Annotated in this window: 13 protein-coding genes, 1 tRNA gene and 1 pseudogene; 5 read left to right on the top strand and 10 right to left on the bottom strand. The window is 63.9% G+C overall.

Translation table 11 applies throughout. The features are described 5' to 3' along the window. Positions 1-197: pseudogene (locus tag ACSLUQ_RS10380) on the top strand (IS3 family transposase); the annotation flags it as partial. A 308-nt stretch (positions 198-505) separates the two neighbouring features. Here the strand turns inward: ACSLUQ_RS10380 and ACSLUQ_RS10385 are convergent. Further along, a tRNA-Thr gene (locus tag ACSLUQ_RS10385) sits at positions 506-580 on the bottom strand. Positions 581-978: 398 nt separating this feature from the next. On the opposite strand from ACSLUQ_RS10385, the gene ACSLUQ_RS10390 reads away from it, so the two are divergent. Continuing rightward, on the top strand, positions 979-1572 hold the full coding sequence (locus ACSLUQ_RS10390; protein WP_461808494.1) for a hypothetical protein: 594 nt from the start codon (positions 979-981) through the stop codon (positions 1570-1572). Positions 1573-1581: 9 nt separating this feature from the next. Here the strand turns inward: ACSLUQ_RS10390 and ACSLUQ_RS10395 are convergent. Further along, a protein-coding gene (locus tag ACSLUQ_RS10395; RefSeq protein WP_461808979.1) for an IS5 family transposase occupies positions 1582-2294 on the bottom strand; the annotation gives its coding sequence in 2 pieces (ribosomal slippage) (positions 1582-2010 and positions 2013-2294; 711 coding nt in all). A gap of 272 nt (positions 2295-2566) precedes the next feature. On the opposite strand from ACSLUQ_RS10395, the gene ACSLUQ_RS10400 reads away from it, so the two are divergent. Next, a complete protein-coding gene (locus ACSLUQ_RS10400) occupies positions 2567-2770 on the top strand; it encodes a hypothetical protein (RefSeq protein WP_461808495.1) in 204 nt (67 codons plus the stop codon). Between the two features lie 145 nt (positions 2771-2915). Here the strand turns inward: ACSLUQ_RS10400 and ACSLUQ_RS10405 are convergent, their stop codons facing one another. The 5 genes from ACSLUQ_RS10405 to ccoG all read right to left on the bottom strand — a co-directional run bounded on the left by ACSLUQ_RS10405 (position 2916) and on the right by ccoG (position 8011). Next, complete coding sequence (locus ACSLUQ_RS10405; protein ID WP_417773582.1) at positions 2916-3419, bottom strand: response regulator; 504 nt, start codon at positions 3417-3419, stop codon at positions 2916-2918. 49 nt (positions 3420-3468) lie between these two features. Beyond that, entirely contained in the window at positions 3469-3660 is a 192-nt protein-coding gene (gene ccoS / locus ACSLUQ_RS10410) for a cbb3-type cytochrome oxidase assembly protein CcoS (protein ID WP_417773581.1), read from the bottom strand. Continuing rightward, on the bottom strand, positions 3660-5861 hold the full coding sequence (locus tag ACSLUQ_RS10415; protein WP_461808496.1) for a heavy metal translocating P-type ATPase: 2202 nt from the start codon (positions 5859-5861) through the stop codon (positions 3660-3662). The genes ccoS and ACSLUQ_RS10415 overlap by 1 nt, the downstream gene beginning before the upstream one ends. Before the next feature lie 75 nt (positions 5862-5936). Next, positions 5937-6443, bottom strand: a complete 507-nt coding sequence (locus ACSLUQ_RS10420) for a FixH family protein (protein ID WP_417773579.1) — start codon at positions 6441-6443, stop codon at positions 5937-5939. Positions 6444-6553: 110 nt separating this feature from the next. Continuing rightward, entirely contained in the window at positions 6554-8011 is a 1458-nt protein-coding gene (ccoG, locus tag ACSLUQ_RS10425; RefSeq protein ID WP_417773578.1) for a cytochrome c oxidase accessory protein CcoG, read from the bottom strand. A 475-nt stretch (positions 8012-8486) separates the two neighbouring features. Between ccoG and ACSLUQ_RS10430 the strand changes: the two genes are divergently transcribed. Together ACSLUQ_RS10430 and qhpR are read left to right on the top strand one after the other, a co-directional pair. Continuing rightward, a complete protein-coding gene (locus ACSLUQ_RS10430; RefSeq protein ID WP_461808497.1) occupies positions 8487-10496 on the top strand; it encodes a copper amine oxidase in 2010 nt (669 codons plus the stop codon). A 144-nt stretch (positions 10497-10640) separates the two neighbouring features. Continuing rightward, on the top strand, positions 10641-11711 hold the full coding sequence (qhpR, locus tag ACSLUQ_RS10435) for an AraC-like transcriptional regulator QhpR (RefSeq protein WP_461808498.1): 1071 nt from the start codon (positions 10641-10643) through the stop codon (positions 11709-11711). A gap of 75 nt (positions 11712-11786) precedes the next feature. Here the strand turns inward: qhpR and ccoP are convergent, their stop codons facing one another. Genes ccoP through ccoO form a run of 3 tightly spaced genes read right to left on the bottom strand, consistent with a single transcriptional unit; the run spans position 11787 to position 13573 of the window. Next, positions 11787-12665 (bottom strand): cytochrome-c oxidase, cbb3-type subunit III, encoded by an 879-nt coding sequence (ccoP, locus tag ACSLUQ_RS10440; protein ID WP_417773575.1) that lies wholly within the window; start codon positions 12663-12665, stop codon positions 11787-11789. A 3-nt stretch (positions 12666-12668) separates the two neighbouring features. Further along, positions 12669-12824, bottom strand: a complete 156-nt coding sequence (locus ACSLUQ_RS10445) for a cbb3-type cytochrome c oxidase subunit 3 (RefSeq protein ID WP_417773574.1) — start codon at positions 12822-12824, stop codon at positions 12669-12671. Positions 12825-12838: 14 nt separating this feature from the next. Next, positions 12839-13573, bottom strand: coding sequence for a cytochrome-c oxidase, cbb3-type subunit II (ccoO, locus tag ACSLUQ_RS10450; RefSeq protein WP_417773573.1), 735 nt, complete (start codon positions 13571-13573; stop codon positions 12839-12841). Positions 13574-13576: the final 3 nt, after the last annotated feature.

Consider the following 13576-nt stretch of genomic DNA (forward strand, 5'->3'; position numbering starts at 1 on the left):
AGGCCTGGAGGAACGACTACAACCTCAACCGCCCACATTCCCGGCTCGGTTGGCTGACCCCGACCGAATATGCCGACACCTTGAACCCGAAACGGGATCTGCCGCTCCGCTCGCTCGCGGGCTCCGCGTCAGACCCCGTCAATAGCCCCGGCCATATCGGCCAAACCCACCGCCAGATTCTCCGTCAAACTGGATAAAACTTGGGGGCAACGTCACTACGAAAACAAAATCGAGAAGCTAGAGGCACAGAAGCTGGTGTTGCGCGAAAAGGCACAAAATGGAGGGCGCCCGCGACATAGCTTTGAGATAATGTTTGAACTCGCCATGTCCTTTCTCGCAAACCCATGGAAAGTATGGGATTCGGGCGACTACAAGCTACGCAGGACGTTGCTCAGATTGGCGTTTTTAGAGAGGGTCAGCTACTGCCGGAAGCAAGGCTGTTTGAACGTCAAAAAATCTATGCCGTTCAATATGTTAGGGGATAAAAATATGTCGCATGGGAAAATGGTGCTGCCGCGGGGATTTGAACCCCGGACCTCTCCCTTACCAAGGGAGTGCTCTACCCCTGAGCTACGGCAGCGATGAGCGCGGGTGTAAGGCGTAAAACCCAGGCAGTCAAGCCGGTTTGGGGAACTCCTTGTGGGAAAATTTCACCCGTTCTCGATGCCTGCCACCAACAGAACTTCGCATGAACGTTCAGGGAACACGCCGGATATCTCGTACAAAACTCGAACAGTTTTGTTCGGACAATGTTCCTCCGACCATTGTCCGTCGTCGGAACATTTGGCAGCTTTCGCGATGTAGATTGCCCCCCCCCGTCAGCGCTCATGGCCGCATAATTTAAAACAAATGGCCTCCGGCAATCCCGGGGCGGTTCAAAAGCCACTACGAGACGTTACAAACAAGCTATAAATCATGATAAAATTGCCACTTATGATACAGGTTCACTTCAAGTAAAAAACGACGGATATTACAGACATGCAATCATCTTATAAAATAAGAATAACCGTACTAATAACAATCTTCTCCATTTTTGCAGTTACAAACACCAAAAAAGCCGATTCGGCGTCCCCACCCCGGCTTTGGCAACGTCCTATATCACATGTATATGTATGCTCTGACAATGAGAGCGTATCTGCGAAGAGCTTAGACGCATTCTACAATGAAGTTGCAAAGATATCAGCGCAATTTCATGATGACTGGAGTGAGACTAATGATAATAAAACGCATTATGGCAATTTTGTTATCGTAGTCATCTCGTCACAAGAAATTAGTTCTGACTTGGCAGACTGCCTAAAAAGAATTCCTCTATTTCAAATGCAATGGCTCGAAGGCATGAATAAGAAAGCCGGTGAAATCGGGACCGTTCCAGCGTATTTAGCCAATCTGCCCCTTGGGGATTATTATGAACCGCTGACTGCTTCTTGGACGTACAGTTATAACGACAGCGCCGTTCTCTCCTCGTATATTTATCAAGATATAGAGCATTTTTCTTACGAAGACGCCGTGCGTGGAGCTTTGCAATTCCAAGGCTCGTCTGAAGTCGATATCAGAAATAGTGAGGACGACTAGGATTCAGACTCATAACCAGTAACAGACGGTTGCCGCGAGGCAGAGTTCTGAGAGGAAATTCCTGGCGCTGCGGTCATAGCGCGTTGCGATTCTGCGAAACGCCTTGAGCCTGCAGAACATCTGCTCGATGACCAGCCTGCCCTTGTAAAGGTATGGCGAGAAACAATTTTTCCATTTCCGTGATTTGTGAGGCGGGATGTTGGGGAGAGACCCACGTGCCTCCACGGTCCGGCGGATACGGTCACTGTCGTAACCTTTGTCGCCATGCAGTACGCCGTTTTCCGGAACGAGCGGCAAGAGTGCCTCTGCTCCAGTGAAATCCGAGACATTGGCTCCAGTCAGGTGGAAAGCGATGGGTCTGCCCTTGTTGTCGCTCAGGGCGTGAATTTTGGTTCCCGGACCACCACGAGCTCGGCCCAGGGCATGGGCTTGCCCCCCCCTTTGCCGCCATGGGCCACCCGGTGCGCCCGAACGGCCATGCTATCGATCATCCCTTCCAGGACAGGGCCGCCGATTTGGGAGAGCGTGTCGAAGATCCCCGTCCAGATACCTTTCTTCGACCAGCGGACAAAGCGGTTGTGTAGGGTTTTCGTCGGCCCGTAGGCATCTGGCGCATCGATCCAGCGGCCATCCGACTTCAAGACATGAATGATGCGGCTGATCACCCGTCGGTCATCGACACGGGCCTTGCGGCGCGTGTCGGTTGGCAATAGCCGTTGCAGCTTCGAAAGCTGCTCGTCGGTGAGCCAGAAAACCCATCAGACATCGCCAAACTCCTGTTCAGGAGCGTGACTCAGAATTCAACTGATTTGATAGTCGTTTTACGGGGCTGAAGCCTGGCGGAGCGCGGGCCCCGTCTTGGGGTTGATATTAGGCGGCGAGCTTGCGGTTCTCCAAGCCTTGCACCCCGGCGTGACGGGACTTGCCTTCGGCGTGCGAGCCTCGGCATATCAACGTCAGAACCGAAGACGACAGCAAGGCAGGAGACGCGACGGTGGCTGACGGCAAGGATGCGAAGAGCAAGGGCGCGGGCGGCGCGGGGCAAGACGCGGCCAAGGGCATCAGCCCTGCTGCGCGGGCCCGCGAGGAGCGGCTCGCGGCCGCCCTGCGCGCCAACCTGCGCCGAAGGAAGGCGGCAGGCGCGGCGCAGCCTGCGGCCGGCGACAAAGGCGACGACGACGGCACCGCGCAGACATGAGGATGACAACCGCGCGCGCCGCGACATCAGATGATAGGCACAGGCGATAGATACGGGGCGCAAGCGCTGGAACGATAGGCAGTCGGGCAAGGCGGGCGCGAACCACGAAGCCGGGTTCGTCGGCTGGCAGATGTCGGGACAGGCGTCAGGCGGCCTGACCGCCCTCACCGCCCGCGTCGGCGGCCTGCCAGATCTTCTGACGGTTGCGGATCTCGCGCGGTGCCGGGCCGAAGTAGCTCGGCGTCTTGACGAAATCGCGCGGGTGCATGATCACCGAGCTGACCCGCTGGTAGAGCGCCTTCGCCGAGATCGGCTTCGACAGAAGCTCGTGGACGCCGAGCCGGCGCGCCTCGATGATACGGCTGCGCTCGGTATGGCCCGTGACCATGATGATCGGGATATAGGCAAAGGGATTGTGCGGATTGCGGATCATCCGCACCATGTCCGCCCCGTCGAGGATCGGCATCACCCAGTCGAGAATGAGGATGTCCGGATTGGCGCGCTCCATCGCCTCGAGTCCGGACGCACCATCCTCGGCCTCGACAATGCGACGCGCGCCGAACCCCTGCAGCATGGTGCGCAGGATCGTGCGCATGTACGCGCTGTCCTCGACAAGAAGAAACGTCAGCGATGCCAGATCAAGCGACACATGAACCTCCAGCTTCCGGCACTTATGCACGGAAATTCTGAAGCAAGGGTTAGTCCTCCCGACTTTCCCCGCGCTTTTTGCGCGCATCCGCCGGATCGGGGAGGTCGTCATCGTAAAGAATGCGGTACTTCTCCCCTTCCAGGTCGTCGTATTGTCCGCTTTTCAGCGACCAGAGGAACCCGGCGAGCCCGACCAGCCCGAGAAACAGGGCGATGGGAATGAGGAAAATCAGGACATCCATCAGCCCGTCTCCTGCCCGCCGAGCCGGAGCCGCAGCGCATTCAGTGTCACCACCACCGACGACAGCGACATGGCAACGGCGGCCAGAAGGGGCGTGACGAAGCCGGCGACGGCAAAGGGCACGGCGACGGCGTTGTAGAGCGTGGAGAACCACAGGTTCTGCACCATGGCGCCGCGGGCGCGGCGCGACAGCGACAAGGCGGCGTCGACCGCGCCGAGGCGGTCACCAAGGAAGACCGCATCGGCCGCCGCCTGGGCAACATGAACGGCCGTCACCGGCGACAGCGACACATGAGCGGCAGCCAGTGCCGGCGCGTCGTTGAGGCCATCGCCGACCATCAGCACCCGCGCGCCCTCCCCCTTGAGCGCCTCGAGACGGGCAATCTTGTCGGCCGGCTTCTGCCCGGCACGCCAGTCGGCGATGCCAAGCGCGCCGGCGATGGCGGCGACCGGTGCGCTGCGGTCGCCGGACAGGATTTCCATCCGGTAGCCGGCAGCCTTCAGCCGCGCCACGGTCGCGACCGCATCGGGCCGCAGGCACTGGGCCAGCAGGAAAGGCACCGGAGCCTGCTCGCCATCCCGGAAGACGATCAGCGAAGCGCCCGGCACGTCGGCCACGGCAATGGCCGCCGCCTCCTCGCTCAGGCCACAGAAGGCGGCGCTGCCGAGGCGCAACTCGCGCCCCTCGTGGACGACGCGGACGCCGGCGCCAGCCTCCTCGACGACACCGTCGAGCGGCACCTGCGCCCTGGTTGCACGGGCAAGCGCGGTGGCCAGCGGATGGCGGCTGGACAGGGCAAGCCTGCCGGCAAGAGCGCTCTGCGGCCCTTCGCCGGCGGCACCGCCGACGAGTTCCGGCACGGCGAGCGTCAGCGTGCCGGTCTTGTCGAAGACGATGGTGTCAACCTCGGCGAGCCGCTCGATGGCATCGCCCGAGTGCAACAGGACGCCGGCGCGAAAGAGCAGACCGGAGGTCACCACCTGGACGGCGGGAATGGCGAGCCCGAGCGCGCAGGGACAGGTGATGATCAGCACCGAGATGGCAATGACGAGGGCCTGTTGCCAGTCGTCGCCGGCGACAAGCCAACCAATGAACGTCAACGCGGCGGCCAGATGTACGAAAGGCGAATAGAGCGCGGCCGCCCGGTCGGCGAGCCGGACATAGGCGGATTTCGCCTGCGCGGCCGTCTCGATCAGCCGTGTCACCTCGTCGAGCAGCGTCGCGCCGGAGGCGACCGTCACCGCGACGGTGAGATTGGCCGAAGCGTTGAGCGTGCCGGCATAGACCGCATCCCCCTCGCCGACCCGCGCAAGCGCCGTCTCTCCGGTGACGAGGCTCTGATCGATCTCGGAGGCGCCGCGCTCGACGATGCCGTCGAGCGGCACGCGCTCGCCCGCGCGCACGAAGATCCGCTGGCCCGGCTCGACCTTGGACAGCGGCACCTCGCGCAGCGACCCGTCCGGCCGGATGACGACCGCCGTCTCCGCCTTGAGCGCGGCGATGTTCTCCGCGAAGGCCCGCGTGCGCCGGCGCATCATGTGATCGAGGTAGCGGCCGATAAGCAGGAAGAACAGCAGCATCACCGCCGATTCAAAATAGGCGTGATGGGCCGAATGCAGCGTCTGCATGATCGACAGAAACAGCGCCAGCGACACGCCGATGACGATCGGCACATCCATGTTGAGCCGGCGCGCCGACAGGGCAGAGATCGCCGAGCGCAGGAACGGCCGGCCGGCGTAGGCGGCGGCTGGCAGCGCGATCAGCGCGGAAAGCCAGTGGAAGAAGTCGCGTGTCTCCGGCTCCATGCCGGAAACGTTGCCCGACCAGACCGAGACCGAGAGCAGCATGACGTTCATCATGGCGAAGCCCGCCACCGCCATCGCGCGCAGCAGTTCCTTGCCCGTTGCGTCGGCATGGGCACGCACGGTCGCCGGATCGAAGGGATGCGCACGATAGCCAAGGCGCGACAGCGTCTCGACAATATGCTCGGCCGAGGTCTCTCCGGGCTTCCAGTCGACGGCAAGCCGATGGCTGGTCAGGTTGAGACGCGCCTTTTCCACCCCCGACTGACCGGAGAGGCCGCGTTCGATCTCGACCATACAGGCAGCACAGGTCACGCCTTCGACCGCAAGGTCCATATGCGCGCCGCCCTCCGGCGACAGCGTCACGAAAGCGTCCCAATCGCGCTCATGCGCCGTCATGGCAACTGTCTCTCCTGTTGGCCAGCACCCTGGCGCGAGACGCCGGCACCGGAGGTGGAGGCGTCGCGCGGCAACCTAGCGAAGGTAGATGCGGTTGTCGGAGCGGAAGTCCTCCTGCCTGTCGCCTTCGCCACGCGAGGCGCTCAGGTTCAACAGCCAGTTCCCGGTTTCGACATTGGCCAGATCCGCCGTGTAGAGGCCAAGCTCGCCCTCCTGCAGCACCACAATGTGGGCCGCCTCCGGCGAGGCGGTGCGCTGCAGGCGCGCGGTGACGAGCAGGCCGGCAAGTGGCGCGCCGTCCTTGTCATGAGCGGAAACGGCGATGCGCGCGGCCCCGTCGTCGCCTCGGTTCACCGTGCCCTCGACCTTCCAACCGAGTTCGGCCTGGGCCCGGGCGGCGGCAATCGTGTCGTTGTAGGCGAGCCCGTCCTCATAGGCGGTTTCGGTGACGAGACCGGGGAAGGATTCGAGCGCCAGCCGGATGAGGATCGCGTTGGCAATGAAGATCACGGCGAAGAAGCCGAGCAGCCAGTAAAGCACCGTGCGCCCGGTCATCGGCTTGACAGCTTTTTTGTCGCTCATGTGGTCCGTCGTTGAGGTCATGTGTCGCGGTCCCCGCAGGAAGTTGCATCCCTGCGCAGGCAGTGCAAGGGCAAAGCGCCCTGCCTGCCTGCGCGAGGGAAATGGCCGATTCAAGGCGCCTTGAAGAAGTCGTCGGCCTTGGCGACCGCACCCATCACGGTCTCGGTGATACGGAAGCTCACCGGCGTGCTCGGCGGCAGCGTCGCATCCGCCGGCGAGAAGACGAGAACGCGCAGTTCGCGGGTCGTGTCCGGGCCAACCTGAATGACAGGCTTGCCAAGTACGTGCTCGGCGATGCCGACGGCTTCGATGCGCGTGCCCGCGGGCATGCCTTCAACCGACAGGATGAAGTTGCGGGTATGCGAGCGCTTGTTGAGCAGGCGGATCATGTAGCCATTGCGCACCGCCCCGTCCGACAGCTCCACATAGATCGGATTGCGGTCGTGCAGGACATTGACGCCCTCGTAGCTGCGGGTGGCAAGGGCATAAGCCATGATGCCGCCGACAAGCGCGATGATGGCGATGTAGATGAGCGTGCGCGGACGGAGCATGCGCACGACGTCTTCCTTGCCCTCCATGCGACGCTTGATGTTGTCGTCGGTGTCATAGGCGATCAGGCCGCGCGGCTTGCCGACCTTGTCCATCACCGTGTCGCAGGCGTCGATGCACAGGCCGCACTGGATGCAGCCGAGCTGCAGGCCGTCGCGAATGTCGACGCCGGTCGGGCAGGCATGGAAGCACTGATGGCAATCGACGCAATCGCCGGCGGGCATGCCCTCGGCCTCGCGCTTGCGGTTCTGCTTCAGCGACCCGCGCGGCTCGCCTCGGTCATAACGGTAGGTGACGTTGAGCGCGTCCTCGTCGGTCAACGCCGCCTGGATACGCGGCCAGGGGCACAGGAAGATGCAGACCTGCTCGCGCATGTGGCCCGCGAGCGAATAGGTCGTGAAGGTGAGGATGCCGATCCACAGATAGGCGGTGAACGGCGCATGGCCGGTGGCCAGATCGCCGACCAGCGTCGGAGCATCGGAGAAATAGAGCACCCAGGCGCCGCCAGTCCACCAGGCGATCATCAGCCAGAGGAAGTGCTTCGCCCCCTTGCGCGCCACCTTCTCCGCCGTCCACGGCTGGTGGTCGAGCATCATCCGCTCGCGGCGGTCGCCCTCGACCTTGCGCTCCACCCACAAGAACAGATCGGTCCAGACGGTCTGCGGGCACAGGTAGCCGCACCAGATACGCCCGGCGACCGCGTTCATCAGGAACAGGCCCATCGCCGCCAAGATCAGAAGTCCCGTTAGGTAATAGACTTCCTGCGGCCAGATCTCGATGAAGAAGAAATAACCGCGCCGGTTGGCGATATCGACGAGAACGGCCTGATCCGGTGCATTCGGGCCGCGGTCCCAGCGCACGAAGGGGAGGAAGTAGTAAATGCCGAGCGTGATGAAAAGCAGCGCCCACTTGATCTTGCGGAAGGTGCCGTGCACCGCCATCGGGTAGATCTTCTTGGCGGATGCGAACCATTCGTCCGGATGGCCGCCTGCTCCGCCGGGATCGGTTTCTGCGCGCATTGTTCCGTCCACTTCCTTCACGTCGTTAGGACTCTCTCGTGAGCGCCCGTGGCCTCTCCCGCCCCATGGGAGGCCTGTCGTCGGATCGCGTGCGCCCGAACGGCCGAGCGCGATCCGCCAAGACCTTGAGCATGGCCGGGTTTCTCGAGGGTCACGATAGCGTCGGGATGGGTCGCAATCGCTGCGACACGTCATCCCCGCGACAATCCGCCACGATGATGCGGCACCCTCGGTCCACCTCGGCTCGCACCCTGGCCCCGGGCACACGCCAAGCTGACGTCAGACCTATCGCGGCAAGCGCGCCATCGCCTTGATCCGCATCAAGAGCGCCGACCGTGGGCTGCGACATTTTGGCCGGAACTGCACAATGTCGCTTGCCGCCCCAGACTATCATGTCCGACGGCGACCGGATCGAAAAAGACGAGAATTCCGGCGTCCCGACCAGACGGATACCATCGAGGAGGAGTGCAACATCATGCGTGCACGTCACTTTCTGCGCTCGCCCGCGGCTGCCATCGCCGCAGGCGGCATCATCGCGGCCGGGTTCATCTCACCGCCCGCCGCCGCCCATCCGCTCGACGCGCTGAGCGAGGCCGAGATCGTCGAAACGGTGGCGCTGCTGCGCCAGGGCGGCCATGTCGACGATACGACGCTGTTTCCCTACATCTCGTTGAAGGAGCCAGACAAGGCCACCGTGCTCGCCTGGAAGGCGGGCGATCCGGAGCCGCGTGTCGTCGAGGTCCACTTCAAGACCGGAGACAAGGCCTTCGTCACCGAGGTCGACCTGGCTTCAAACAGCGTCGGCGCGATCGAGGAGGCCGGCGGCCAGACGATGATCCAGCTCGCCGAGTTCCTGACGGCCATGGAGCTGGCCACCGGCAACGCGGAATTCGCGGCCGGGCTCGCCAAGCGCGGACTGAAGCCCGAGGACGTGTTCTGCCTGCCGCTGACGGCCGGCCGCTTCGGCCTGCCCGAGGAGGAAGGGCGGCGGCTGATGAAAGTGCCCTGCTATGTGCTTCCGGAGACGTCGAACTTCTACGCCAAGCCGATCGAGGGCCTCTATGCGGTCGTCGACCTCAACGCCGGTGCCCTGGTCGAGGTGCTCGATTCCGGCGTCGTACCGATCCCGGAGGATGGCTGGGGCTATACCGAGGACGAGGTCAAGGCGCGAAGCGGCGCGCTGCGTCCGAAGAGCTCGCCAGCCCGTCTTACGCAGCCGGGCGGCTCGAATGTCACCATCGAAGACGGCCTGATCTCCTGGGACATCTGGCGCTTTCGCGCCCGCGCCGACAAGCGCCCGGGCGTGGTGCTGTCCAACTTCGACGTCAAGGACGGCGACCGCTGGCGCCAGGTTCTGTATCAGGCGCATCTGTCCGAGGTCTTCGTGCCCTACATGGACCCGGATGACGGCTGGTACTGGCGCACATACATGGACAGCGGCGAATACGGCTTCGGCACCTTCCTGACGCCGCTTCGCGCCGGCGTCGACTGCCCGGCCTATGCCACCTATCTGCCGGCGATCGTGCATCAGGACAACGGCGCGCCGCTGACCATCCCCGACGCGATCTGCATCTTCGAGCGCAACATCGGCGACCCGGCCTGGCGGCACTACGAGATCTTCGCCCAGAGCGAAACCCAGCAGACGCCGGCGGAGGGGCGTCCGGCAACCCAGCTCGTGGTGCGCTCGGCCTCCGAGGTCGGCAACTACGATTATCTCGTCGACTATGTCTTCCATCAGGACGGCCGCATCGACGTGATGGTCGGCTCCACCGGTCTGGACGCGGTCAAGGGCGCCGCGATCAAGTCGATGAACGACGCCGGGGCGGCCGAGGAAACCCGCCACGGAACACTCATCGCGCCGAACCTGATCGCGCCGAACCACGACCACTTCTTCAACTTCAAGCTCGACTTCGACATCGACGGCCAGGCGAACACCTTCATGCGCACCGGCCTTGTCCCCGCCAACCCGGTCCCGGACGCGCCACGGCGCTCGATGTGGGTCACGCAAACCGTTCCGGCGAAGACCGAGCTCGGCGGCCGCTACAAGGTCAATCCGAACACGCCGGCGATGTATCACATCATGAACATGACCGCCGAGGGCCCGCTCGGCCACCGGCCGGGCTACATGATCGTGCCCAACAACTCGGTCGCCTATTCGCCGTTCGACTATGTCAACGACATGCCGATGAAGCGAAACGCCTATATCGAGTACACGCTCTGGAACACGCCCTACCGGGCAGATGAGCGCTATGCTGGCGGACAATTCGCGTTCCAGAGCGACGGGACCGACACGCTCGCGACCTGGGTGGCGCAGGACAGGCCGATCGCCAATACCGATATCGTCACCTGGTACACGATGGGCTTTCACCACGTTCCCCACACGGAGGATTGGCCCGTCATGTCGACCATGTGGAAGGGATTCATGCTGCGGCCCTTTAACTTCTTCCCGCACAATCCGGCGCTGACGATCCGGCTCGACGACTGAGCCCGGACCAACCGCTGGAACCGTTTGCCAGGGGAGTCGGCGTACGCGCCGGCTCCCGCCCGTCCGGCCAGGCCGCGCGCCTCGCCTTGACAGGCTCCAATGCCCGGCCCACGCTCTCGCGTTCCAGGTGCCAGGGACCCGAGCATGCGGCAGACATCCCCACCGATCCTGCGTCTTCCAACCCCGACGATCGGCGCATCGGCGCTGCCGCTGATCGCCGGCACGCTCGAGACCGTCGGCCTCGACGCCGCCGGAGCCTTCGCCGCCGCCGGTCTTTCCGTCCTCGCCGGCCCGGAGCTGGCCGCTGCCGCCATACCGCTCGCCGCCTTCACCGCTCTCCTCCAGCGCGCGGGCGCGCAGGCGCCCGGTTCGCCGCAGATCTGGCGCTGCGGGCGCGGCATCGTCGAGCCGGCGCTCCGCCAGCTCTTTCCCGAAAGTCTCGGGACCCGCCGGCTTGGCGAACTCTTCGACCAGGTTCTGGCCGACCTGCAGCAACTCCAGGCGGGAACCCACTTCGCCCGGCGCACCGAGGCGGACACCTGCCTTGTCACCTATCGCATCATCGACCCGACGATCTGGCCTCGCTCGCGCGATGCCGAGTTCACCCTCGCCTTTCTGCACGGCGTGCTCGCCCGCATCGCCGGCGAGGCTGCCGCGGCGGAGGCGACGCTCGCCTTCGAGCACGAGCGCGACAGCGGCGCGGAGATCGCCATGGTCTGCGGCTGCCAGCCGCTCTACGGTCACCCGACCAACTTTCTCGCCTTTCCCGCAAGGCTCCTCGACATGCCCGTCGCCGCCGACTTCCGCCCCTCGTTTCGCCACCATCGCGCGCCTGACGCCCCGTCGGAAACGGCACGGGCAACAGCCCTGGGCCAGCCGTTCGAACGGGTCGTTGCCGAGGCGATCTACATGCGGCTGGGCCAGGGAGCGCTGACACAGCCGGCGATCGCCGCCGAATGCGGCGTGTCCGAGCGCAGCCTGCGCCGGCGTCTGGCCGAACGCGGCGTGTCGTTCCGCGAGGCGGCGGAAGAGGCGCGCACCGCCTATGCACTGTGGGCGTTGCGGGAAACCTCGCTGCCGGTCGCGGAAATCGCCTACCGGCTCGGCTACGACGACCAGGGCGCCTTCGCCCGGGCGTTCCGGCGGGCGACGGGCACCTCGCCCTCGGAACTCAGGCTCGCCGGCGCCGAACGCAAGGCCGCCGGCACAGCATGACCGCGGCCACGAAAAAAGGCGCCCCGAGGGGCGCCTTTCTCCGTTTCGCCTTCCCTGTCGGAAGGGGTGTCGCTCTTATTCGCCGCCGCCCAGAGAGTGGACGTAGACGGCGAGCGACTTGACGGTCGCCGGGTCGAGGCGGGTCGACCAGGCCGGCATCACGCCGTTGCGCGGATTGTTCACCTGCGCCTTGATGGCGTCGATGGACTTGCCGTAGAGCCAGTTGCGGGAGGTCAGATTGGGGGCGCCCATCTCCTGCATCCCCTTCAGGTCGTCACCGTGACAAGCGGCGCAGTTGTCCGTGTAGACCTGCTCGCCAGCGGCCAGGTCGACGCCCGCCTCCGGCTCGAGGCCAACCTTGCTGCCGACGTAGTTGGCAACCTGGGTGATCTGCGTCTTGTCGAGCAGCTCGTCGCGGCCGAAGGCCGGCATTTCGCCGATCCGGGCCTCGTCGTGACCCGAGCGGATGCCGTACATGAGCGTCTGGTGGATCGCGTCGAGCGAACCGCCCCACAGCCAGTTGTCGTCCTGCAGGTTCGGGTAGCCGGCGCCGCCGGTGGCGCCCGAGCCGTGACAGGCCGCGCAGTTGTCACCGAAAGCCGCCCGGCCGTTGGCCAGCGCGAACTCGAGCAGCGGCTGTGTCTTCTCGATCTGGTCGAGCGAAGCGTTGATCAGCGTTTCGCCGGTCTGCGCCCGCTCCGCCATGCCCGCGTCATAGGCGGCCAGCGCATTGGCGCGCTGGCTGTCGCCGAGAACGCCGGTCGCGTAGGAGGACACCATCGGCCACGACGGATAGACGATCCAGTAGCCGATCGCCCACACGATGCAGGCATAGAAGATGTAGAGCCACCACTTGGGAAGCGGATTGTTCAGCTCCTTGAGACCATCCCACTCGTGGCCGGTGGTCTCGACGCCGGTGACCTTGTCGATTTCCTTGTTGTGCGTATCAGCCATTGTTCAATCCTCCCGCAAGGGGATTTGCGCGGCTTCATCGAAGCGACGGCGGTTCTTCGGCCTCAGCGCGTAGAAAAGAACGGCGGCGAACAGAACCACGAAGTAGACCAGGCCCCAGGTCTGGGCAAAGCTGGCAACGGTTTCATACCCTTCGGTCATTCCGTGAAGCTCCCTTACCGGAGGTTGGCCTTGTTGTCGTAGACCGAGAAATCAACCAGCGTGCCGAGCATCTGGAGATAGGCGACAAGTGCGTCCAGCTCCGTGACCTTCGACGGGTCGCCATCGAAATCGCGAACGATCGCGCTCGGATAACGCTCGAGGAAGGCGTCTGCAGCCTCGCTGTCCGGAGTGGCCTGGGCCAGGATATCGGCGGACGCCGCCTCGACCTGCTCCTCGGTGTAGGGCACGCCCACCACCTGGTTGGTCTTCAGATGGTCCTTGATGTCACGCGTCTCCAGCCTGGCCTTCGCCAGGAAGGGGTAGCCGGGCATGATCGATTCCGGCACCACCTGGCGCGGATTGATCAGGTGCTGACGGTGCCATTCGTCGGAGTACTTGCCGCCAACGCGGGCAAGGTCCGGACCGGTGCGCTTGGAGCCCCACTGGAAGGGGTGGTCGTACATCGACTCCGCCGCCAGGCTGAAGTGTCCGTAACGTTCCAGTTCGTCGCGCATCGGGCGGATCATCTGCGAGTGGCAGAGATAGCAACCCTCGCGGATGTAGATGTTGCGCCCCGCGAGTTCGAGCGGGGTGTAGGGACGCATGCCCTCCACCTTCTCGATCGTGCTCTTCAGGTAGAAGAGTGGGGCGATCTCCACGAGGCCGCCGATGGCGACGACCACGAGGATACCGATGGTAAGCACCAAGGAGTGCTTCTCGAAAATTTCGTGTTTGTTCCAGAGTGACATCTT

This window comes from Stappia sp. ICDLI1TA098, from assembly GCF_054880955.1.